At 70.8% G+C, this 20,937-nt stretch carries 23 protein-coding genes; 13 read left to right on the top strand and 10 right to left on the bottom strand.

All coding sequences use genetic code 11. The features are described 5' to 3' along the window. Positions 1–29 precede the first annotated feature (29 nt). The 4 genes from ND450_RS26400 to ND450_RS26385 are packed head-to-tail and all read left to right on the top strand — an operon-like array spanning position 30 to position 3,308. Positions 30–920, top strand: coding sequence for an ABC transporter ATP-binding protein (locus ND450_RS26400; protein WP_253321319.1), 891 nt, complete (start codon positions 30–32; stop codon positions 918–920). Further along, a complete protein-coding gene (locus ND450_RS26395; RefSeq protein WP_253321318.1) occupies positions 917–1,654 on the top strand; it encodes an ABC transporter permease in 738 nt (245 codons plus the stop codon). Before ND450_RS26400 ends, ND450_RS26395 begins: the two co-directional genes overlap by 4 nt. After that, complete coding sequence (locus ND450_RS26390; RefSeq protein WP_253321317.1) at positions 1,651–2,715, top strand: sensor histidine kinase; 1,065 nt, start codon at positions 1,651–1,653, stop codon at positions 2,713–2,715. The genes ND450_RS26395 and ND450_RS26390 overlap by 4 nt, the downstream gene beginning before the upstream one ends. Beyond that, positions 2,712–3,308 carry a response regulator transcription factor gene (locus tag ND450_RS26385; protein WP_253321316.1) on the top strand — a complete coding sequence of 199 codons (597 nt, stop codon included), beginning with the start codon at positions 2,712–2,714 and terminating at the stop codon, positions 3,306–3,308. Before ND450_RS26390 ends, ND450_RS26385 begins: the two co-directional genes overlap by 4 nt. On the opposite strand, the gene ND450_RS26380 is transcribed toward ND450_RS26385, so the two are convergent. Together ND450_RS26380 and ND450_RS26375 are read right to left on the bottom strand one after the other, a co-directional pair. Continuing rightward, a complete protein-coding gene (locus ND450_RS26380; protein WP_253328001.1) occupies positions 3,305–3,943 on the bottom strand; it encodes a DNA alkylation repair protein in 639 nt (212 codons plus the stop codon). The genes ND450_RS26385 and ND450_RS26380 overlap by 4 nt on opposite strands. Positions 3,944–4,060: 117 nt before the next feature. Next, on the bottom strand, positions 4,061–4,576 hold the full coding sequence (locus ND450_RS26375; RefSeq protein ID WP_253321315.1) for an RICIN domain-containing protein: 516 nt from the start codon (positions 4,574–4,576) through the stop codon (positions 4,061–4,063). Between the two features lie 112 nt (positions 4,577–4,688). On the opposite strand from ND450_RS26375, the gene ND450_RS26370 reads away from it, so the two are divergent. Continuing rightward, positions 4,689–5,483 carry an AfsR/SARP family transcriptional regulator gene (locus tag ND450_RS26370; protein ID WP_253321314.1) on the top strand — a complete coding sequence of 265 codons (795 nt, stop codon included), beginning with the start codon at positions 4,689–4,691 and terminating at the stop codon, positions 5,481–5,483. A gap of 2 nt (positions 5,484–5,485) precedes the next feature. On the opposite strand, the gene ND450_RS26365 is transcribed toward ND450_RS26370, so the two are convergent. Both ND450_RS26365 and ND450_RS26360 read right to left on the bottom strand, forming a co-directional pair. Continuing rightward, a complete protein-coding gene (locus ND450_RS26365) occupies positions 5,486–5,851 on the bottom strand; it encodes a MerR family transcriptional regulator (RefSeq protein WP_253321313.1) in 366 nt (121 codons plus the stop codon). 6 nt (positions 5,852–5,857) lie between these two features. Continuing rightward, positions 5,858–6,217, bottom strand: coding sequence for a hypothetical protein (locus ND450_RS26360; protein WP_253321312.1), 360 nt, complete (start codon positions 6,215–6,217; stop codon positions 5,858–5,860). A 78-nt stretch (positions 6,218–6,295) separates the two neighbouring features. On the opposite strand from ND450_RS26360, the gene ND450_RS26355 reads away from it, so the two are divergent. Beyond that, positions 6,296–7,036 carry a hypothetical protein gene (locus ND450_RS26355; protein ID WP_253321311.1) on the top strand — a complete coding sequence of 247 codons (741 nt, stop codon included), beginning with the start codon at positions 6,296–6,298 and terminating at the stop codon, positions 7,034–7,036. Here ND450_RS26355 and ND450_RS26350 read toward each other — a convergent pair. After that, on the bottom strand, positions 7,033–7,248 hold the full coding sequence (locus tag ND450_RS26350) for a hypothetical protein (RefSeq protein WP_253321310.1): 216 nt from the start codon (positions 7,246–7,248) through the stop codon (positions 7,033–7,035). The genes ND450_RS26355 and ND450_RS26350 overlap by 4 nt on opposite strands. 103 nt (positions 7,249–7,351) lie before the next feature. On the opposite strand from ND450_RS26350, the gene ND450_RS26345 reads away from it, so the two are divergent. Next, entirely contained in the window at positions 7,352–10,093 is a 2,742-nt protein-coding gene (locus ND450_RS26345) for an AAA family ATPase (RefSeq protein ID WP_253321309.1), read from the top strand. A 171-nt stretch (positions 10,094–10,264) separates the two neighbouring features. Beyond that, positions 10,265–10,837, top strand: a complete 573-nt coding sequence (locus ND450_RS26340) for a dihydrofolate reductase family protein (RefSeq protein WP_253321308.1) — start codon at positions 10,265–10,267, stop codon at positions 10,835–10,837. Here ND450_RS26340 and ND450_RS26335 read toward each other — a convergent pair. The 4 genes from ND450_RS26335 to ND450_RS26320 are packed head-to-tail and all read right to left on the bottom strand — an operon-like array spanning position 10,819 to position 16,354. Beyond that, positions 10,819–11,484, bottom strand: a complete 666-nt coding sequence (locus ND450_RS26335; protein ID WP_253321307.1) for an HAD family hydrolase — start codon at positions 11,482–11,484, stop codon at positions 10,819–10,821. The genes ND450_RS26340 and ND450_RS26335 overlap by 19 nt on opposite strands. Continuing rightward, a complete protein-coding gene (locus ND450_RS26330; RefSeq protein WP_253321306.1) occupies positions 11,481–12,248 on the bottom strand; it encodes a pseudouridine-5'-phosphate glycosidase in 768 nt (255 codons plus the stop codon). The genes ND450_RS26335 and ND450_RS26330 overlap by 4 nt, the downstream gene beginning before the upstream one ends. A 7-nt stretch (positions 12,249–12,255) precedes the next feature. Beyond that, on the bottom strand, positions 12,256–12,480 hold the full coding sequence (locus ND450_RS26325) for a tautomerase family protein (protein WP_089921852.1): 225 nt from the start codon (positions 12,478–12,480) through the stop codon (positions 12,256–12,258). A 10-nt stretch (positions 12,481–12,490) separates the two neighbouring features. Next, positions 12,491–16,354, bottom strand: a complete 3,864-nt coding sequence (locus ND450_RS26320; protein ID WP_253321305.1) for an amino acid adenylation domain-containing protein — start codon at positions 16,352–16,354, stop codon at positions 12,491–12,493. A gap of 275 nt (positions 16,355–16,629) precedes the next feature. Here ND450_RS26320 and ND450_RS26315 point away from each other — a divergent pair, with 275 nt between their 5' ends. From ND450_RS26315 to ND450_RS26295, 5 genes are all read left to right on the top strand, one after another. Next, positions 16,630–16,848, top strand: coding sequence for a hypothetical protein (locus tag ND450_RS26315; protein WP_253321304.1), 219 nt, complete (start codon positions 16,630–16,632; stop codon positions 16,846–16,848). Positions 16,849–16,954: 106 nt separating this feature from the next. Next, positions 16,955–17,602 carry an ABC transporter permease gene (locus ND450_RS26310; RefSeq protein WP_253321303.1) on the top strand — a complete coding sequence of 216 codons (648 nt, stop codon included), beginning with the start codon at positions 16,955–16,957 and terminating at the stop codon, positions 17,600–17,602. Then, positions 17,595–18,710, top strand: coding sequence for an ABC transporter ATP-binding protein (locus ND450_RS26305; RefSeq protein WP_253321302.1), 1,116 nt, complete (start codon positions 17,595–17,597; stop codon positions 18,708–18,710). The genes ND450_RS26310 and ND450_RS26305 overlap by 8 nt, the downstream gene beginning before the upstream one ends. Further along, positions 18,707–19,441, top strand: a complete 735-nt coding sequence (locus tag ND450_RS26300) for an ABC transporter permease (RefSeq protein WP_253321301.1) — start codon at positions 18,707–18,709, stop codon at positions 19,439–19,441. Before ND450_RS26305 ends, ND450_RS26300 begins: the two co-directional genes overlap by 4 nt. After that, entirely contained in the window at positions 19,438–20,391 is a 954-nt protein-coding gene (locus ND450_RS26295) for a glycine betaine ABC transporter substrate-binding protein (protein ID WP_253321300.1), read from the top strand. Before ND450_RS26300 ends, ND450_RS26295 begins: the two co-directional genes overlap by 4 nt. Before the next feature lie 9 nt (positions 20,392–20,400). Here the strand turns inward: ND450_RS26295 and ND450_RS26290 are convergent, their stop codons facing one another. Further along, positions 20,401–20,922: a hypothetical protein gene (locus tag ND450_RS26290; protein ID WP_253321299.1), complete on the bottom strand. Its 522-nt coding sequence runs from the start codon at positions 20,920–20,922 to the stop codon at positions 20,401–20,403. Between the last annotated feature and the right edge of the window lie 15 nt (positions 20,923–20,937).

The following is a 20,937-nucleotide window of genomic DNA, read 5'->3' as shown; positions in this document are numbered from 1 at the left end:
GAGCGCTCGTTCCGGCCAGGCTTCCGGGCATGGAAACGGTGCTGGAGGTGCGAGGGGCACGGCACAACTACGGTGCCACGCAGGCGTTGGACGGCGTTGATCTCGACGTCGCCGCGGGGGAGTGCGTGGCGCTGCTCGGGCCGAACGGCGCGGGCAAGACGACGCTGGTGAACCAGGTGATCGGCCTGCTCCCGGCAGGAGAGGGCCAGGTGCGCGTGTGCGGCGGGGACCCGCGCGTCGCGGCGACCCGCCGGCGGCTCGGGGTGGTGCAGCAGGCGCTCGGCTTCCCGAACACGTTGAAGGTGTCCGAGCTGGTCACCGGGGCCGCGGTGCGCGCGAGCAAGCCCCGCGCGGCGGCCGGGCCGGTGATGGCGGAGCTCGACCTGACGGAGCTGGCGGGACGGCGCGCGTCGAAGCTCTCGGGTGGTCAGAAGCAACGGCTGCAGCTCGCGATGGCGCTGGTCGGCGACCCGCGGCTGCTGGTGCTGGACGAACCGACCGCGGGCCTGGACGTGCCGGCCCGCCGGCGGTTTTGGCAGATCCTCGCGGAGCGGCGCGAGCGCGGCACCGGCGTGCTGCTGACCACCCACATCATCGAGGAGTCGTCGGCCGTCGCCGATCGCGTCGTCGTGCTCGACCGCGGCCGCGTGCTCGCCGGGGGCACGCCGGACGAACTCGTGGCGCGGCTGCCCGACCGCACGGTGATCGCCCGGACGGGGTTGGGCTTGGAGCGCCTCCAAGCGCTGCCGGGCGTCGTGTCGCTGCGCACCGACGGGGAGCACGTCCGCCTGGGCACGCGCGCCCCGGAGGCGTTGCTGCGGGTGCTGCTCGCGGAGGACCCCGGCCTCACCGGCCTGCGGGTCGAGGGCGCCGGGCTGGAGGAAGCGGTGGCGGGTCTGATCGAGAGGGGTGCGGCATGAGTGCGAAGGTCTTCGGTGTCGAGGTCGCGGACGAGCTGAGGGGTATCGTCCGCGAACCGGCCGCGTTGTTCTTCTCGATCGTCATGCCGGTGGCGTTCTTCGCGCTCTTCGTGTCGCTGTTCGGGAAGTTCAGCGACGGCGGCCTGTCCGCGGGCACGACGATGATCGCCACGTTCGGCGCGTTCGGTGTCATCTCCGTCGTGCTGATGAACCCCGGCCTCGGGGTGGCGTCCGATCGCGAACGCGGGTGGCTGCGCTCCAAGCAGGTGTCCGCGGTGCCGATCGGCGTGACGCTGGCCGCGAAAGTGGTCGCGGCACTGCCTTACGCGGCCGGGGTGCTGATCGCGATGACGGTGACGGCGGCGCTGACCGGTGCGTTGAACGCGCCCCTGCCCGCGTTGCTGCGGGTGCTGGTCGTGCTGGTGGTGGGCGCGCTGCCGTTCGCGCTGCTGAGCCTCGCGGTCGGGTTCCAGGTCGGGGCGGGGGCGGGCGCGGCGCTGCTCAACGCGGTCCTCATCCCGACCTCCGTCGTGTCGGGACTGTGGATGCCGCTCGACATCATGCCCGCGTTCTTCCGCGACGTGGCGGTGTTCCTGCCCAACTACCACCTGTCCGAACTGGCCCGCGCGCAGCTCGCCGGTGGTCCGGTGCTCGTCCACGTGCTCGTGCTGCTGGGCTTCGCGATCGTGGCCGCGCTGCTCGCGGCCGTGTCGTATCGTCGTGCGCGGTCATGAAGAGAAATGTTGGAGTCTCCCGCTGGTTCCACCTGATCTATCTCGGGAACCTGTTGTGGGCGCCGGTGTTCGACCCGGCCGCCGACTGGGTGGACTGGGCGCTCGTCGCCGTCGTGGTGGTGGCCTTCGTCCCGATGTACGTGCTGTCGTGGCGCCGTCCTGAGCACGTCCGCCGCTGGAGCCTGGTGCCGACGGTCGTGCTCGGCGCGCTCGCGACCCCGTTCAACGCCGGCGCCGCCGTGCTCTTCGTCTACGCGGCGGTGTTCGCGGGCCTGTCGGAGTCGCGGCGGGTGGCGATGAGGTGGTTCGTCGGCCTGTCCGCGCTGATCTGCGTGTTCGGCGTGGTGTCGGTGGTCGAGATGCCGTACCGGGTGTGGGCGCTGCTGCCGTCGCTGGTCTTCCTGTGGGTGGTCGGCCTGGTGCAGGTCGAGTGGGCCGAGCGCGAACGCGAGGGTTCCGAGCTGCGCATCCGCACCGCGCGGGTCGAGCACCTCGCCACCCTCGCCGAACGGGAGCGCATCGCCCGCGACCTGCACGACCTGCTCGGCCACACGCTGACCGCGATCATCGTGCGCGCCCAGCTGGTCGCCGCGGATCCCGCACGGGCGCAGGCGGAGGCGGCGGAGATCGAACGCACGGCCCGTGCGGCGCTGGGGGAGATCCGCGACGCCGTCACCGGGTGGCGCACCGCGTCCCTCGAGACCGAGCTGGAGGCGGCACGCGGCGCGCTGGCGAGCCTGGGCGTGGAGGTGGTCGTGCGACGGGACCCGGACCTGGTGATCGTCGGCTCCACCGAGCACGAACTGGCGCTGGCGCTGCGGGAGGCCGTGACGAACGTGGCCCGGCACGCCCGCGCTCGCACCTGTCACATCGGCGTCGAGGCGCGTGACGGCGAACTGCGGCTGGTGATCGCCGACGACGGCGTCGGCGGGCACGCGCGGGAGGGCAACGGTCTGACGGGCATGCGGGAACGGATCGCCGCACTGGGCGGCGTGGTCGCGCGCACGGTCACCGCGGGCACCACCGTGACGATCGCCGTGCCGCTGGAGGTGGCGACGTGATCAGGGTCGTGCTGGCGGAGGACCAGGCGATGGTGCGCGGCGCGTTCGCCCAGCTGCTCGACCTGCAGCCGGACGTGACGGTGGTCGCGACCGCGGGTGACGGCGACGAAGCCCTTGCGGCCGTGGCGGAACACCGGCCGGACGTGCTGCTGACCGACATCGAGATGCCCGGCCGCACGGGGTTGGACGTGGCGCAGGAGCTGCGCGGGGAGCGGACCCGCGTCCTGATCATCACGACGTTCGCCCGCAGCGGGTACCTGCGGCGCGCGATGGACGCCGGCGTCGCGGGGTACGTGCTGAAGGACGCGCCGATCGCGGAGCTCGTGTCGGCACTGCGCCGCGTGCACGCCGGTGAGCGCGTGGTGGCGCCGGAGCTCGCGATGGCCGCTTGGGACAGCGCGGACCCGTTGACGCCGCGGGAACGCGAGCTGTTGCAGGAGGTCCTGACCGGGGCCAGCAACGCGGACATCGCCGTGCGGCTGAACCTGGCCGAGGGGACGGTGCGGAACTACCTGTCGACGGCGATGGCGAAGCTGGGGGCGCGCAACCGGTCGGAGGCGGCGAGGACCGCGAAGGAACGCGGCTGGCTCTAACCCTTGCGCCGCACCATCTCGTTGATCCAGATCGGTGCGAACGGCGAGGTGCAGTTCGGTGGCGTCGGGTAGTCCTTGAGGACCTCCAGGCGTTCGCCGATCTCCAGCGCACGGGCCCGCAGCGCCGGGTGCTCGATCCCGATCTGCGCCAGGCAGTGGTTCTGCGCCCACTGCAGGCGTGGCGGGGCGTCCTTCATGTCCTTCTCGATGACGTCGAGCAGGCCGTCGAGGTCGAGGCCCTCCGGCTTCTTCGCCACGCGGTCGACGGTGAGGGCCCAGCCGGCGCTCGCGACCACCGGGTCCGGGTCGTCGAACCACAGCACGCGCAGGGCCTCGGCGTGCGGGCTCTTCTTGACCACGTAGTTGACGAGCCAGTCGTGCACCTTGGGGCGCACGGCCTCGCGCAGCATGGCGTCCAGCTCGTTCTGGGAGAACGCCTTGGGGCGGCAGACCAGCAGCGCCAGCAGCCTGGCCGCGGTGTCGCCGGTCGCCCACAGTTCGAGCGCCAGGTCCTGCTGGGTCTTGAGGCGCTTCGCGATCGCGCGGAGCTTGCCGAGGTTCACGCCGTGGTCGTCGCCGTGCTTCTCGTTGACCGCACGTGCTTTCGGGTCCTCCAGGGCCGCCAGCTCGGCCATCAGGCCCGTCACCGTCTCCGCCACCGCTCGACCTCCCGTTCGCCACCGGTGCCCGACAGCCTACGAGCTCGGAACGCGGGTCGTGCCCCGAGACACGACCCGCGAGCAGAGGGGTGGTCAGCCGATGGTGAACTCCTGGGCGCGGTGGGTGATGCAGGTGTTCTGGTGCAGCTTCGACTTGTTGTCGAAGTTCCTGCCGTCGATCTCGAGGCAGAGGCCGCTGTGACGGGCCCGGAACTTCGTCGTGCCGGTCGCGGTCGTCTCGACGAGGAACTGCTGGTTCCACTTGGTGGCGCTGCAGGTGTACTGGATGGCGTCCGCGGTCGGGTCCTGGCTCGAGTCCCAGATGTCGACGCACTTGCCGCTGTGCGCGACCTTGAGCCGCACGGCGCCGCTGCCGTCGCCGACCTGCTCGAGCGTCCACTGCTGGTGCGACTTCGACGCGTCGCAGGTGTACTGGACGATCGCGGTCTTGTTGTCGCGGCTGCCGTCGGCGACGTCGAGGCACTTGGCGCTGTGGGAGTTGCGCAGCAGGTCGTAGGTGACGGCGGCGGACGAGGTCCCCGCGCCCGCGAGCGCCGTCGCGGCGGCGGCCAGCGCGATCGCTGCGCTGATGCGGCGAAGAGAAGTCATGGTGTCCTCCGAAGCTCTGATCGGGTCCCTGCGACCGATCTGTCGTGGCGGAGCTTTCCCACCCGGTGTTCGGCGGGGATTCGGTGATCGTGTGATCGGCAGGTCAGGGGCGGTGGAGTTCGGACTGCTCGGCGACGTCGAGGTCCGCGTGGACGGCCGGGTCGTGGACGTCGGTCACGCCCGGCAGCGGTGCGTGCTCGCGGTGCTGCTGGTGGAGGTGAACCGGCTGGTGCCGGTCGACGTGCTCGTCGACCGGGTGTGGGGCGAGCACGTGCCGCACCGGGCGCGCAACGCGGTCGCCGGGTACGTGTCGCGGCTGCGGCAGGTGCTGCCGGGGGTGCGGATCACCGGGCGGCAGGGCGGGTACGTGCTGACCGCCGACCCGATGTCCGTTGACCTGCACCGGTTCCACGCGTTGCTGGAACGGACGCCGGACGAGTCCGTGCTCGGCGAGGCGCTGCGGCTGTGGCGGGGCGAACCGTTCTCCACTGTGGACACACCGTGGTTCTCGGCGCTGCGGACGGCGTTGGAGGCGCGGCGGTTCGCGGCCGTGCTCGACCGCAACGACCTGCTGCTCGCGCGAGGACGGCACGCGGGGCTGCCGGCCGAGCTGGAGGCGATGGCGGACGCGTTCCCGCTGGACGAACGGCTGGCCGGGCAGCTGGTGCTGGCGCTGTACCGGTGCGGCCGGCAGGCCGACGCGCTGGTGCGCTACGACCAGGTCCGCGTGCGGCTGGCCGACGAGCTCGGCACCGATCCGGGGCCCGAGCTCCGCCTGCTGCACCAGAGGATCCTCACCGCGGACCTGGAACCACCCGGCCGGGTGGACACCCTGTGGAGCTCGGTCGAGCGCCTGCGCCGGGACCTCGACGACCTGACCCGGCGGCTCCACCGGCTGACCGGCTGACCTCAGTCGCTCAGCGCCGCGACCACCGGGCACTGCTCCCGCACGCCGTTCTCGGCGACGTCGAGCAACGCGAGGCGCACCCGCTCCAGGTCGCGCATCCGCTGTTCGATCTCGGCGACCTTGCCGGTGACGACGTCGCCCACGTCGGGCTTGGCGGACGCGCTGAGGAGCTGCTCGACCTCGGTCAGCGTGAAGCCGAGCCGGGCGGCGCGGCGGATGAACCTCAACCGCCGCAACGCCTCCTGGTCGTAGTGGCGGTAGCCGCCGTGGGTGCGGGCGGTGGGCACGACGAGGCCGCGGCGCTCGTAGAACCGCACGGTGCTGATGCCCACCCCGGCGGCGCGGGCCAGTTCGGATATGCGCACCACCGGAAACTACCTCCGCAGCAACGCGCGGAGCTGGGCCGCTCCCCAGAACAGCTCCAGCACGAGGAACCCGGCCAGCGCGGGCGTGTGGCCCTGCAGCAGCGCCCACGTGAACCAGACGCTGAACAGCGCGCGGCCGGCCGTGTCCGCGGCGATCAGCAACGGCTGGGGGCGCAGCCAGCGGACGATCGACCACATCACCACGACCGTGCCGAACAGCGTGGCGAACAACAGCGTCTCGGACGTGTGGGGTGTGCCGAGCAGGTCGAGTGCGAGTGCGGCGGTCCAGGGCGTGACGAACGAGATGCTCGCCACGAAGTCGTACAGGGCTCCGGCTCGGCCCCAGCGGGCCACGGGATCTTGCGTCATGCCGGTCACGATGCGCCCTGCACCGTGGTGCAGGGTCAAGCTACTTTGGCGGTGAGTTCGCTTATCCGGGGGAGACGAGTGACCGGTCAGATCGTCCGCCACGCCGCCCAGGTCGAAGCCGTGCGCGTCCGGTTCGCGGCCGTGCACGAGGCCAGCGCGGTCGTCGTGGGCGACGAGACCCTCTACGGGCGGCTGTGCCGGTGGATCATCGGCACCGTCCTGGAGAAGCACGCCCGGCAGGACGAGCTGGTCTCCTACGTCGAGGAGAACCTGCGGCTGATCGTCGCCGGCCTGCACGACCTCTACGGGGTGCGGCGGCCGCAACCGGATCCCGTGCGCGAGGCCGCCGTGCCGTCGCTGGTGGCACCGGTCGAGGACTCGGCGCGGGCGGCGATGGAGCGGATCGGGCCGTTGCGGGAGGTGCTGGACGACCTCACCGGGCTGCCCGACGTCATCGCCGCGCACGCCACGACCTGGTACAACATCGCGGCCGAGCAGCGGGCCATGGCGGAGGAGCTCGAGGCGTTCCTGGAGCACGACGTCCCTGCGTGGACCGGCGCCGAGGAGCACGTGCGGCTGATGGGCCACAACGTCGAGGCGATCCGGGGGCTCGCGTCGGTGTCGGCGGCGTTCGGGGAGATCACCGAGAGCGTCGGGGTGCTGGTCGCGCAGACCCGGCGGCTCGTGCGGGAGCTGGTGGTCGGCCTGGCCGTGGCGCCGTCGGAGGCGACGCTGTGGCGGCTGGCGTGCCGGATCGCGGTGTACGGGGTGGCCTTGGAGGCCACCCTCACGCACCTGGAGAACCGGCTCGACGGCTAGACGGCCCTGCGGGCCCGGCGGCGGGCGATCTGCGGCAGGAACCACATGTAGACGCCCGTTCCCATCAGGACGAACAGCGGCAGCAGCGGCACGTACGACACCCACACCGCCTCGGCGTTCACGGTGAGCGCGACCGCGGTGAACACCACGGTGGCCATGAAGACCATGCTCACGACGCGGTGGAACTGGCGGATTCCCTTGCTACCGGCCATTTCTCTGTCCTCCCTGGATGGTGGTGAGGACAACGGTAGGACCGGGTGCCCTGCACCGCTTCTCGATTCCTGATCGGCTGGTCCACGAGTACCCTCGGGCGCCATGCAGTCCCCGGTGCTGGTCGGTCGCGCGGAGGAGACCTCCGCACTGCGGGCGGCGGTCACGAGGGCCGAGCACGGTCGTGGCGGCGCGGTGTTCCTGGTGGGGGAACCCGGGATCGGCAAGTCGCGGCTGGCGTCCGAGGCCGCCGGGCACGCGTCGCACCGCGGGTTCCGGGTGCTCAAGGGGCGCGCTAGCCGCGCGGTGCCGCTCAGGGCGTTGTGCGAGGCGGTCCTGTCGGCGTTCCGCCGAGGCGGGGCACCGGGCGAGACGCAGCTCGGCGCGTACCTGCCCGTGCTGCTGCGGATGACGCCGGACGCGCCCGCGGGCGTGCCGGACCCGGCCGTCGTCAGGGCCGAGGCGGTGCTGCGGTTGCTCACGGCGGAGAAGACCGTTCTGCTGCTGGAGGATCTGCACGAGGCGGACGACGAGACGCTGGCCGTCGTCGACTACCTGCTCGACAACCTCGCGGACGCGCCGGTGCTGCTGCTCGCCACGACGCGGCCGCATCCCGAAGGCGCGCAACGACTCGCGGACGCGGCCACCGCGCGGCGCACCGCCACGACGCTGCGGCTCACCGGGCTGGGCGACGCCGAGGTCGCCGAGCTCGCCCGCCACTGCCGGGGCGAACCGGCGCCGGACGACGTGGTGCGGCAGCTGGTCGCGGTCTCCGACGGCGTGCCGTTCGTCGTGGAGGAGCTGCTCGACGGTGACCCGCTGGCCGTTCCCCCGACGGTCGCGGCGGCCACGCTCCAGCGGGTCGACGCGCTCGGGCCAGGGAGCAGGGCGGTGCTGGAGGCCGCCGCGCTCTTCGGCCGGACGTTCCCGCTCGACGTCGTCGCGGCCGTCGTGGAGAGCGCGGACGTGTCGGAGGCGGTGCTGGAGGCCGAACGCGCGCAGCTCCTGCACGGTCACCAGTTCCGGCACGCGCTGACCGCCGACGCGATCACGGGGCGGATGACGCCGACCGCGCGGGCGGCGCTCGCCCGCAGAGCCGCCGAGGCCGCGGAGGCGTTGCGGCCCGGCGAACCGGAGCTCGTCGCGGAGCTGTGGGAGGTGGGCGGTGAGACCGCGAAGGCCGTGCGGTGCCTGGTGCGGGCCGGACGGCACGCGGCGGCGCTCGGCCGGTTCGGCACCGCCGTCGAGCTGCTCGAACGCGGGCAGGCGCTGACGGAGGAACCGGACCTCACCGCGGACCTGCTCGACGCGCTCGCCGCCGTGCTGCCGCTGGCCGCGGTCGTGGTCCCCGCCGACAACGGGGCGAGGGCCTTCGCTCTCGGAGAACGGCTCCAGCAGGCCCTGACCGAGTCGCACGCCGAGCCGCGGCGACGCGGCGCCGTCCGGCTCGCGCAGGCCAGGGTCGCCGCCGTCGCCGGTCAGTGGGAACGAGGTCTCGACCTGCTGGAGAGCGCCAGGGAGACCTCGGCGGCCGTCGACGTCGTCAAGGCCGCGCTGCTGCTCGGCCTCAACCAGCTCGACCTGCTGCCCAAGGCCCGCGCCCTGGCCGAACGCGCCGCCGCCACGGGCACCCCGGAGATCGTCTGCGAAGCCCTCGAGGTGCTCACCCGGTGCACGCGGGGGCAGGACCTGGCCGAGGCGCGCCAGCACGTCCAGCGCTGGCTCCGGACGGCCGAACAGCACGGGCTCGCGGCGTGGCGGCTGCGGGCGTTGCTGGAGCTGGGCATCACCGACAAGTACCTGACGACCGGCGTCGGCACCCTGCTCGCCGCCCGGCAGGCCGCGCTCGACACCGGCGCGATCGTCATCCTGATCGCCGCCGACCTGCACCTGGGCGCCACCTACCTGGTCCGGGGTGAGTACGAGAAGTCCGCGTGGCACGGCGCGAGCGCGGGGGAGGCGGCCGGGAAGCTGGGGCTGCACGCCCTCGGGGGTCTCGCCGTCGCGATCGAGGCGGGCATCGCGGCCATGCACGGCGACAGGAGGGCGACCGACCGGGCGCTGGCACGGCTGCGCGACCACGGGGAGTCCGAGGAGATCTGGTCGTACAGCTCGGCGGTCTGCGCGCTGATGGAGGAGCGGTACGACCGGGCGCTGGCCGAGTTCGACGAGGTGGAGAAGGCCGTCACGGAACCGCGCATCCTCCGCGGCACCTTCTACCAGGGACCGCGGCTGCTGGTCCGGGTCGCGCTCGGCCTCGCCGGCAGGTCCGAGTTCGACCGGCTGGCCGAGTCGCACCTCTCGCAGGTCCAGCTGCACCGCACGTACTTCGCGTGGAGCCGCGCGATCCTGCTGGGCCGCGAGGGCCGCACGACCGAGGCGAACGCCGCCGCGGCCGAGGCCCTCGACCTGAGCAAGGGCCTCGGCCTGCCCCGGTACCTGGGCCTGCGGCTGGCCGGTCCGCGGGCGCTGGCGGACGGCTGGGGCGAGCCGCTGGAGTGGCTGCGCGAGGCCGAGGAGTACTTCCACCAGCTCGGCGTGCCCGCCGTCGCCGCCGCGTGCCGGGCGGTGCTGCGCGAGGCGGGCGCACCGAAGCAACGCCGCCGCCGCGACCACGAGACCGTGCCCGCCGCGCTGCGCAAAGCGGGCGTCACCGTCCGCGAGTACGAGGTGCTGTGCCTCGTCGTCGAACGGTTCGGCAACGCCGAGATCGCCGAGCGGCTCTTCCTGTCCCCGCGGACGGTCGAACGCCACGTCGCGAGCCTCAAAGCCCGCACCGGCCGCCGGACCCGCGCCGACCTGATCAGCCACGCCCGCCCGTTAATTGGGGGCTCCACCCCCATGTGAAGGTCCTGAGCAGCGGGAAGACTCCCCGATCAGCCGGCGGCGCCGAACTCGGAGGGGTGTTCGGCGCCGCCGAGACCCATGCTTGAAAATCTTCTGGCGCGAGATGTCGATTCCCGCCATCTCCCGTTCGACGCATTGATGACAGCAAGCGCGAACACCAAGGAGAACCAGATGCGCACCCTCATCGCCACCGCCTTCGTCTCCCTCGACGGCGTCGTCGAGGCACCCGGTGGCGAGCCCGGCCACCGCAGCTCCGGCTGGACCTTCAAGGACATCGAGTTCGACGAGGCCGCCTACGAGATCAAGGGCCGTGAGCAGGAGGAGGCCACGGCGATGATGATGGGCCGGGTCAGCTACGAGGCGTTCTCCCCGGTGTGGCCGACGCTCGACTACTTCCCGCAGTACAACGTGATGCCGAAGTTCGTCGTCTCCAGCACGCTCAAGGACGACCAGCTGGTCGACAACTGGGGCGACATCACGATCCTGCGGTCGCTCGACGACGTGGCCGCGCTGAAGGAGACCGAGGGCGGCCCGATCTCCATCCACGGCAGCGCGACGCTCAACCGCAACCTCTCGGACGCGGGTCTGATCGACCGCTACCACCTGCTGGTGTTCCCGGTGCTGCTCGGCGCGGGCAAGCGGCTGTTCAGCGAGACCGACAAGGACAAGCAGCTGCTGAAGGTCGTCGAGAGCGAGTCGTACTCGAACGGCATCCAGAAGCTGGTCTACGACGTCGTGCGCTGAACGGCGGCCACCGCCTCGCCGAACGAACCGGCGAGGCAGGTGGGTTCCGCGCTGAGCAGCTGGTCGACGCCGTGCACCCCGTAGGTGACAGCGACGGACGACATCCCGGCGCCGTGCGCCATGTCGATGTCGTACGTCGTGTCGCCGACCATCACGGCGTTGCGCGGCGCCACCCCGAGCCGGTCCAGCACGAGCAGACCGGCACCGGGGTCGGGCTTCGGGTGCGCGACCTCGTCCGCCCCGACGACGACGGAGAACTCGTCGCGCAGGCCGGCCGCCGTGAGCAGCTCCTCGGCGGGCGCGATGAACCTGTTCGTCGCCACGGCGAGCAGGAAGCCGTTGTCCCGCAACGACCTCAGCCCGTCGTACACACCGGGGAACACGAGCTGGGCCGCCACCGGCAGCACGATCTTGCGGAACGTCGGCCGGTAGAGGTCGACGCACCGGGACACCACCGGCTCGTCCTCGGGCACGCCGAGGACCTTCGCGAACGCGGCCGGCAGGCCGAGGCCGATCGTGCCGCGGATCGTCGGGGAGTCCGCGGTGGGCAGGTCGAGCTGGGCGAACACGGCGGCGAACGTCGTGACGATCCCGCGCGGGGTGTCGACGAGCGTGCCGTCGAGGTCGAAGATCGCGCACCGTCTCATCCGGAGAACTCCTTCGCGTGGGCGGCGGCCAGCTCTCCCGCGACCTCGGCGACGGTGACCAGCACCGCGGCGGCCTCCTTGGAGAACGTGGAGGTGTCCTCGGTGCCGTCGGCCGCGTCCGAGGCCTTGGTCGGGGTGGTGACGACGAACGAGCCGGGGTTGCCGAGGGCCCAGTGCGCCTCGATCGCCCTGACCAGCACCGGGAGGTCGTCGACGCGGTGCGGGCTGCGCAGTCCGCTGGAGACGCGGAGGTGGCCGGGGAAGTCGTCGGACCGGTAGGCCACGACCGGGACGCCGTGCGACTCCAGGAACTCCAGCGCGGCACGGGGATCGGTCTCCGCGCCCGCGCAGACCACCACGACCCCGGACCGCGTGAGGTGCACGAGGTCCGCGCCGATCGCGGCCGAGGACACGAACTTCAGCCCCGCGAGCGCGGCCACTACCACCGACGACGAGACGGTCGTCGCGGCCGGCGTCCCGTGGGCCAGCACGACCGGGAGGTCCCGGCCGTCGACGACCGGAACCGCTCGCGCGGAGGCGAACCTGTCGAGGTCGACGTCCGAGAGGCCGACGAGGATCCGTCCCTTGTCGACACCGATCGTGGCCGGCACCGACCCGCTCGCCCGGATCGCGTCCTCGGCCCGGCGCGCGGTCTCGGCACCGTCCGGGCCGCGGGTGATCACGCCCGACGGGAGCGCCACGACGGGCTGGCCCGCCGTGACCGCCTCGGCCACTTCCTCGCAGTACACCAGCGGAATGCGCATCGGCACCTCAGTAGGTCGGGGTCTTGCGCAGGAGTTCCTTGCGTTCCACGATCTCCGGCGCGTAGACCTGGTCCTGCCACGCCTGCGGGTCGACGGGTTCCAGCGCGATGGACACGACGCCCTCGTCACAGCCGAACGCGCGCGTCACCGCCCCGGTGATCGCCGCGACCAGCTCGGACGCCTGCTCTTCGTTGAGCGGGGCAGGGAAGTGCTTGATGTTCACGTGCGGCATGCCGGACTCCTCACGACTGGCCTCCCGTGATGGCGAGGGTGACGGCTTTGGTGACGGCCGCGATCAGTTCGGCCATCTGGTCGGCGGACAGCACCACCGGCACGCGGTCGACCTCCTGGCGCACCGCGGCACGGCGCCGCATCGACGTGAGCAGCTCGTCGACGTCGGGCTCGCGCAGCAGGCTGTAGTGGTCGGCCTCGAGCTCGACGACCACCGGGCCGTCGGCGGAGAAGCCCTCGCTGCCCTCGATGAACGAGTAGTCGTCGCCCCGCGCCTTGAAGATCGTGAGCGGCGCGGAGATCGTGCGCTCGGCCAGCTCGCTGAACGTGTACTTGAAGGAGAACGTCTCGGTGACGATCTTCGTGATGCGGCGGACCAGCTCGCGGTCGAGGTCGGGGAACTCGCTGCTGATGAAGCCGGAGAACGTGTACTCGTCCTTCGAGACCTCCAGGCAGCGGGCGAGTCGCGGGTCGGTGATGCTGCCCGCGAAGACCGAGAACAGGATCGTCACGAACGCCCTGTTGCCGAAGGACGCCTCGTCGCTGTCGCGCTCCGACCGGACCTCCGGTGATCCCGGCGCGATCAGGTGGAGGGTCGTGACCTCCTCGCCCGCCTGCTCCAGCTGGTAGGCCGTCTCGAACGCGACCCGCGCGCCGAAGGAGTAGCCCCACAGCGTGTACGGGCCCTCCGGCTGGACCTTCTTGATCGCCTCGATGTCGTTGGCGGCCATCTCGCGGATCGTGCCGTACGGCGTCTCGCCCTCGTTGATGCCGTGCGCCTGCACGCCGTAGAACGGGCGCTCCGAACGGCTTGCGAGCGTGCGCAGGTTCATCGGGTAACCGCCGAGACCGGGCCAGCAGAACACCGGCGGCCCGTCCCCGCCCGCCTGCAACGGGACGAGGCGGGAGACCGGACCCTCGTGCAGGCCGTCGACCCGGCGCGACAGCTGCTCGATCGTCGGCGACTCGAACACGACCTGCAGCGGCAGGCTGCTGCCGAACTCCTTGTTGATGCGGTTGACCAGGCCGACCGCGATCAGCGAGTTGCCGCCGGTCTCGAAGAAGTCGTCGTGCGTCGAGACGGTCTCGCGCTTCATCAGCTTCTTCCACATCTCGCTGATGCGGCGCTCGGTGATGGTGCGCGGCGCGACGAACGGCCGGTCCTGGTCGTCGGCGTCGGTCTTGTCCGACGCCTCCAGGGCCTTGACGTCGATCTTGCCGTTCGCGGTGACCGGCAGCGCGTCGAGGACCACGACCTTGTTCGGGATCATGTAGTCCGGCAGGAAGTTGACCAGGTCGTCGCGGATCAGCTCGGCCGGCCCCTTCATGTGGACCACGTCCTCCTTCATGCCGGGGCTGCGGCGCTGGGCGTAGGACACCTTGCCGCCCAGGAAGAAGTACGACGGTCCGGGTTCCTCACCGATGTCGGTCAGGATGCCGTTGATGCGCCGGGCCGAGGGCAGGTCGTTGTCCGACTTCGAGCTGTAGCCCGACGACATGAAGCCGAGGTCGACGTCGTTGGCGGACAACCGGTGCATGGTCCGGCCAAGGTCGACGTAGCGCCGCCAGTCCTCCGCGGACCTGCTGATCGCGGTGACGCCGAAGCTCGCCCGCTCGTAGACAGCCTGGTTGATGGCGATGACGTGCTTGCGCAGCACCAGTTCGTCGGACACGCGCTCGAACTCGCCGTCCGAGTACCGGTACTGGCCGCCGGGCAGGTTCGCGACGCGGCCGGGGTGCGTCTGGACGTAGAGGTCGACGTCGTCCTCGTGGACACCGGTGTACGCGCACAGTTCGAACGTGCCGAGGTAGTAGTCCTCGTCGGAGACCTCCAGCAGTTCCTTGGTCTCCGGCGTGTGCGCGGCGGCCCGGACGTCGAGTCCGTAGCCCGGCAGGACCTCCTCGAAGAGCCCGACCATGTGGCCGGTCTCGATCTCGAGCACCTCGCGAATGTTGTTGAGGTACACCGACTCGATGGCGGCCTTGCGTCCGATGAAGTGGAACTTCGCCTGTGTCCCAGCGCTTTCGACTACCGGCGCGATCAGCACGAGCTGGTGGCGCAGCGGGTGGTAGTAGTACAGCCCGGCCGGCAGGTTCGCGACGTGGTGCAGCTCCAGGTAGAGCTGGGTCGCGTAGAGCGAACCCGGTGAGGCGTACCCGTACTTCGGCAGCAGGCGCTGGTCGCTGAAGTGCGCACCGAAGTAGCGCAGGATCTCGCCCAGCTCCAGGACGTTCACCTTCTCCGGCGACTTCGAACCGGCGCCGGAGGGCTTGCGCTCCAGCAACCGCCGCAGGTCGTCGTCGGTGACCTGACCGCCCTCGTAGAAGCGGTAGGACTTGCGCGAGAAGACCACTTTCCGTTGCAGGCAGGACGCTTCCTCGCCGGGCAGGTCGACCGTGTGCCGCCCGCCGAGGTCGTCGCGCACGCCGGGGTTCGACAGCTGCGCGCGAACCTGCAGGCGGCTGGCCTTCGACTGGTGGTGCGAGCCGGCGTTGCCCTGGTCCATCAGGGCGGCTTCCTTGGGGTTCAGCTCGACGCACGCGATGAGGTTCTGGAACCCGGTGCGCTGGTCCTCCTTCACGATCACGGCGGCGTTGCGCACCCAGTCGTGCGTCTCGATCGCCAGCCGGATCTCGTCCAGCTCGACGCGGTAGCCGCGCAGCTTGACCTGGCTGTCGGCGCGCCCGGCGAACTGCACGGTGCCGTCGAGGTTCTGCGTCACCAGGTCGCCGGTGCGGAACATGCCGTCCACGAAGCGTTCCCGCGTCAGCTCCGGCTGGTGCAGGTACCCGCGGGCGACCTGGACACCGCCGATGTAGAGCTCCCCGATCTCGCCGGGCGTGACCACCTCCCGGTTCTCGTCGAGCACCAGGTAGGTGGTGCCCGCGACGGGAAGGCCGATGGAGATGGACTTCGGGGCCTCGGCGAGCTCGTCGGGATCGACCACGTGCGACGACGAGTTGATCGTCGTCTCCGTCGGCCCGTAGACGTTGATGAGCGCGACACCGGGCATCTCCGCGACGAACGCCTGTGCCAGCGTGCGCGACAACGCCTCGCCGCCGCTGAAGACCTGCTCCAGCGACGTGACCGTGCCGAACTCCTCGGTGTCGATCAACGCCTGGAGCAGCGTCGGCACGCACTGCAACGTCGTCACGCCGTGCTCGCGCATCGTCTCGATCAGCATCTCCGGGTCGCGGTAGATGCCGGGACGGCCCATCACCACCGTGCTGCCGACCGCGGGCGCGAGGATCTCCCACTGCGCAGCGTCGAAGCTCATCGGCGTCTTCTGGACCACGCGCTTGGTGTCGTCGATGGCGTGGAAGTCGTGCAGCCACTGCATCTGGTTGACGATGCTGCGGTGCTCGATCATCACGCCCTTGGGGCGCCCGGTGCTGCCCGACGTGTAGATGATGTACGCCAGGCTGTCGTGCGTGGGGGAGAAGCCGTCGTCGAACGCCTCGTCGCAGTCGGCGAGCGTGACGACCCGCGTCGTGGCGGGCGCGAGCTCCGTCAGGCGCTGCTTGAGCGCGGGCTGCGTCACGACGACCTTCGTGCGCGAGTCCTCGATCATGTACCGCAGGCGTTCCTCGGGATATTCCGGGCTCAGCGGCAGGTACGCGCCACCACCGCAGAGGATCCCCCACGCGCCGACGACGAGGTCGAGCGACGGTTCGACGAAGATGCCGACGCAGTCGTCCTCGCTGATCCCGAGCCGGCGGAGGTGTGTCGCCAGCGCGGAACTCTGTTCGAAGAGTTCGCCGTAGGTGATGCTTTCCTCGCCGAAGACGACGGCTGTGCGATCGGGGTGTTCCTCCACCTGCTTGCGCAACAGGTCGGGAAGGCAGCCGCCGTCCACTTCAGCTTCGTGCGACATCTCAGAAATCCCCCAAGGTAGCAAACGGCACCAGCGGGTACGTGAGCTGACTACCTCGAGAAATCTACGAACGCCGGCTCGAAACCGGCTGGAGCGCCTTGTCTTGCGGCCGGGACGAGACCGGAGGCCGGTCGTGCCGGAACCCGAACGCGAACCGGTCGCGGATCGCGCGGTTCGCTCGACGCATCGACGAGGAGCTCTCCGGTTCGTTCTGGTATTGCCGTGACCGTCCGCGGGGAGTCCCGGACGTTCGTCTCCCGGGTGAGTTGCGATTCGTGTACGGCTTCGACCACGAGCAGTGGCTGTCGTCGATGGACGGCAGGTGGCCCGTCCGGCTCGACGGACCCGAGCGCATCGACGTCGTGAGCTTCGGATCCGACGGCGGTGGAACGCAGTTCGCGCTCGGTCTGCCGGATGGCGCGCCCGTGTACGCGCTCCCACCGTTCCTCACCGGACTGCACGATCTGCTCTCGTCCGCAACTTCTGCGGAGTAATCCCTGGTAGCGCGGTCTTTTCCGCGGTCAGTCCACAGGCGAACGGTTGCCGGACCGTCCACAATGGTGTTGGGTTGACGCCAACTTCGGCGGGCGGGGCCACCAGGTGGATGTGTTCGAGTACGTGGCCGATCGGTGGGATCGGCTGTCCTTGCAAGCGTTCTTGCACGTCAGTGCCGTTGTGCAGTGCACGGTTCTGGCGGCGTTGCTGGGAGTGCTGATCGGCGTCGCCGTCTACCGCAGTCCGGCCGGATCCGCGCTGGCCACGGCGTTGGCGAGCACGATCCTCACCATTCCTTCGTTCGCCTTGCTGGCGTTGCTGATCCCGGTGTTCGGCCTCGGCGCGGACACCACGGTGGTCGCTCTGGTGCTGTACGCGCTGCTGCCGATCGTGCGGAACACGATCGTCGGGCTGGCCGGTGTGGACCCGGCGGTGAGCGATGCCGCCAGAGGGATCGGGATGAGCAGACTCGGGGTGCTCACACGCGTCGAGTTGCGGTTGGCGTGGCCCGCGATCCTCGCGGGAATGCGAGTGGCGACGCAGATGCTGATGGGGATCGCGGTCATCGCGGCCTATGCGAAAGGGCCGGGGCTGGGGTCCGAGGTGTTCTCCGGCCTCGCGAACGCGGGCAGCGCCAACGCGATGAACCAGGCCCTCACCGGCACGATCGGCGTGGTGGTCCTCGCCCTGCTGCTCGACGGCGTCTACGTGCTGATCAACCGTTTCACCGTGTCGAGGGGCGTTCGTGGCTGAAAAAGGCATTGAGATCGAGCTCGAGCACGTCACCAAGCGGTACCCGGGCCAGAAGGCCGCCGCCGTCGACGACTTCTCGATGGTCGTGCCCGCCGGGCAGATCGTGGTGTTCGTCGGGCCGTCCGGCTGCGGCAAGACCACGACCATGCGGATGATCAACCGGTTGATCGAACCGACCTCGGGCACGATCACGATCGGCGGCGAGGACGCGCTGAAGATCGACCCGGACGACCTGCGGCGGCGCGTCGGTTACGCGATCCAGCAGGCGGGGTTGTTCCCGCACTTCACGGTGGCGCAGAACATCGGTGTCGTGCCGGGACTGCTCGGCTGGGACAAGAAGAGGACCGCCGGCCGCGTCGAGGAGATGATGGACCTCGTCGGGCTCGACCCCGGCGAGTTCGCCGACCGCTTCCCCCGCCAGCTCTCCGGAGGTCAGCAGCAACGGGTCGGCGTCGCGCGCGCGTTGGCCGCCGACCCGCCGGTGCTGCTGATGGACGAGCCGTTCGGCGCGGTCGACCCGATCACGCGCGGGCACCTGCAGGACGAGTTGCTGAGGCTGCAGAACGAGCTCCACAAGACGATCGTGTTCGTCACCCACGACTTCGACGAGGCCGTGAAGCTCGGGGACAAGATCGCGGTGCTCGGCGACCGCTCCACGATCCTGCAGTACGACACCCCGGACGCGATCCTCGCCAACCCCGCGGACGACACGGTCGCCGGGTTCGTCGGCGCCGGGGCGTCACTGAAGGCGTTGACGCTCACCAGGGTGCGCGACGTCGAGCTGGGCCAGGCGGTGACGGCCCGCGCCGACGCCGACCCGTCCACTGTGGACCTCGGTGCCGAGAAGTGGTTGCTGGTGCTCGACCAGCGCAACAGGCCCGTGCGCTGGGTGACTCAGAACGAGCTGAGGAGGGCTTCCTCGCTCGCTTCGATCGGACGCCCGGTGCAGGACTCCGTGACGCTGCAGTCGACCCTGCGGGACGCGCTGGAGGCGATGGTCACCGAGGGCGGTCGCGCCGTCGTCACGGGCGGCCGCGGCGAGTACGTGGGCACCCTCGACCTCTCGACCGTGACCGACGTCGTGCAGCAGCTGCGGGCGAACTCGTGACGGCCGAGCGGATCCGGTTCTGGGCGCAGCCCGTCGCGGTGCTGCTGATCGTCGGCGGGGTGCTGGCGTGGGTGTTCGGCGGTGAGCTCTCGGCGACCGAGAAGAGCACGCTGAACGCGGCGTCGTTGCTCACGGCGTTGAAGGACCACCTGCTGATGACGGTCGTGGTGACCGCGATCGTCGTGGTGGTGGCGGTGCCCGCGGGCGTCGTCGCGACCAGGACGTGGGCGCGCTTCCTCGCGCCGGTGCTGCTGGCGGTCGCGAACGTTGGCCAGGCCGCGCCCGCACTCGGCGTGCTGGTGCTGTGGTTCCTCGTCACCGGTGCGTCCGGCGGACTGTGGGTCGCCGCGCTGCCGCTCGCGTTCTACTCGCTGCTCCCCGTGCTGCGCAACACGATCGTCGGCATCCAGCAGGTGGATCCGTCCCTTGTGGACGCCGGGCGCGGCATCGGCATGTCGGCGTCGAGCGTGCTGTGGCGCGTCGAGCTCCCCTTGGCCGTCCCGCTGATCCTCGCCGGCCTGCGCACGTCGCTGGTGCTCGCGGTGGGCACGGCGACGTTCGGCCTGTTCGTCAACGCCGGCGGGTTCGGACTGCTGATCGACACGGGCTACAAGCTCAACCTGATGAAGGTCCTGGTGACCGGTTCGGTGCTGGCGGCGGGGCTCGCGCTGCTCGTCGACTGGGCGGGCGCCGTGATGGAGCAGCGGTTCGGACCCAAGGGGGTCAGGTGAGGAAGCTCGCGCTCGTCCTCGTGCTGTGCCTGGCCGGTTGCGGCCTGGACGTCAACAGCGCGTTGCCGTACAAGGTCCTGCCGGGCTCGATCAAGCCGGACCCGTCGCTGCAGGGCGTCGAGATCACCGTGGGGTCCAAGGACTTCACCGAGAACATCCTGCTCGGCTACCTCGCCGAGATGGCGCTGTCCGCGGCCGGCGCGGACGTGATCGACCTGACGGACCTGAAGGGCTCGCAGACCGCGCGCCAGGCGTTGCTCAACGGCGAGATCGACGTCGTCTGGGAGTACACCGGCACCGGCTGGATCAACTACCAGGGCAACGAGCTGCCGGTCCCCGGCGGCGAACAGGCGCAGTACGACGCCACGAAGAAGGCCGACCTGGAGGAGTTCGGCGTCGAGTGGCTCGCCTACTCGCCCTTGAACGACCAGTACGCGTTCGCCGTCACGGAGGCCTACGGCGAGCAGCACGGGCTGCGCACGACCTCGGACCTGGCGGCGTTCCTGGCGCAGAACCCCGGCGAGGCGGTGTTCTGCCTGGAGACCGAGTTCACCAGCCGACAGGACGGTTTCCCGGCGGCGCAACGGACCTACGGCTTCCCGGCGACCGAGGTGAAGAACTTCGGCATCGGCACGATCTACTCGGCCGTGGCGAGCGGCACGTGCCCGATCGGCGAGGTCTTCACGACCGACGGCCGCATCGCCGCGCAGGAGCTCCGCGTGCTGGAGGACGACAAGAAGGCCTTCCCGCAGTACAACGTCGCTCCGACCGTCCGGGCGGAGTTCCTGGCCCGGTACCCGCAGATCCGCGGCCCGCTGGAGGAGGTCGGCGCCGCGCTGACCAACGAGCAGATGATCGAACTGTGCCGTCAGGTCGACGTGGAGGGCGAGGACGCGGGCGAGGTCGCGCGGGACTGGATGGTGTCGAAGGGGTTCATCACGACGGACTGAGGGCGGCGCTCACCGCATCGCCCGGCCGACCGGCGGCAGCACCGACACCATCGAGGCGGCCAGCCACAGCATCAGCGCGACGCCCGGCACGATGATCAGCGTGCCGGCGCCGTTGACCGTGAGCCGGACGACGGCGAACACGTAGTACGCGACCACGAGGAACCCGAGCCCGGCGAGCACCCAGCGGGCGAAGGCGAGACGCGCGAACACCAGTGCGGCGAGCAGCAGCACCACCCCGCCCGCGACGTAGGTGGCGACGATCGCCGGGTCACCGTTGGCGATGACACCGCGCCCGAAGGCGAGGCCCAGCAACGCGACTGCGGCCTCCGGGGTCTGCCGGACTCCCTTGCCGTCCGCCGAGTTCAGCCCGGCCAGCACGAAGCACAGCACGGCGACGGCGATCCACAGCCCGCCCGCGAGGTAGGCGGGCGCGGTGCTCGGCCGCAGCGGCTGGCCCCAGCCCGGCGCCGGACCGTACCCCGGCCCGTGTGCGCGCGGTTGTTGCACCTGCCAGCCCTGGTTCGGATGCACGGGCGTCACCCTACG

This window comes from Lentzea sp. HUAS12 (assembly GCF_024125735.1).
Classification (GTDB): Bacteria; Actinomycetota; Actinomycetes; order Mycobacteriales; family Pseudonocardiaceae; genus Lentzea; species Lentzea albida.
This window is presented reverse-complemented; position numbering and strand designations above follow the sequence as displayed.

What these genes read in the sequence shown, in the direction of transcription:
- ND450_RS26400 (WP_253321319.1), top strand. Translation starts at nt 30, where the DNA reads ATGGAAACGGTGCTGGAGGTGCGAGGGGCACGGCACAACTACGGTGCC.
- ND450_RS26395 (WP_253321318.1), top strand. Translation starts at nt 917, where the DNA reads ATGAGTGCGAAGGTCTTCGGTGTCGAGGTCGCGGACGAGCTGAGGGGT.
- ND450_RS26390 (WP_253321317.1), top strand. Translation starts at nt 1,651, where the DNA reads ATGAAGAGAAATGTTGGAGTCTCCCGCTGGTTCCACCTGATCTATCTC.
- ND450_RS26380 (WP_253328001.1), bottom strand. Translation starts at nt 3,943, where the DNA reads ATGGCCGAGCTGGCGGCCCTGGAGGACCCGAAAGCACGTGCGGTCAAC.
- ND450_RS26375 (WP_253321315.1), bottom strand. Translation starts at nt 4,576, where the DNA reads ATGACTTCTCTTCGCCGCATCAGCGCAGCGATCGCGCTGGCCGCCGCC.
- ND450_RS26360 (WP_253321312.1), bottom strand. Translation starts at nt 6,217, where the DNA reads ATGACGCAAGATCCCGTGGCCCGCTGGGGCCGAGCCGGAGCCCTGTAC.
- ND450_RS26350 (WP_253321310.1), bottom strand. Translation starts at nt 7,248, where the DNA reads ATGGCCGGTAGCAAGGGAATCCGCCAGTTCCACCGCGTCGTGAGCATG.
- ND450_RS26345 (WP_253321309.1), top strand. Translation starts at nt 7,352, where the DNA reads ATGCAGTCCCCGGTGCTGGTCGGTCGCGCGGAGGAGACCTCCGCACTG.
- ND450_RS26340 (WP_253321308.1), top strand. Translation starts at nt 10,265, where the DNA reads ATGCGCACCCTCATCGCCACCGCCTTCGTCTCCCTCGACGGCGTCGTC.
- ND450_RS26335 (WP_253321307.1), bottom strand. Translation starts at nt 11,484, where the DNA reads ATGAGACGGTGCGCGATCTTCGACCTCGACGGCACGCTCGTCGACACC.
- ND450_RS26330 (WP_253321306.1), bottom strand. Translation starts at nt 12,248, where the DNA reads ATGCGCATTCCGCTGGTGTACTGCGAGGAAGTGGCCGAGGCGGTCACG.
- ND450_RS26325 (WP_089921852.1), bottom strand. Translation starts at nt 12,480, where the DNA reads ATGCCGCACGTGAACATCAAGCACTTCCCTGCCCCGCTCAACGAAGAG.
- ND450_RS26320 (WP_253321305.1), bottom strand. Translation starts at nt 16,354, where the DNA reads ATGTCGCACGAAGCTGAAGTGGACGGCGGCTGCCTTCCCGACCTGTTG.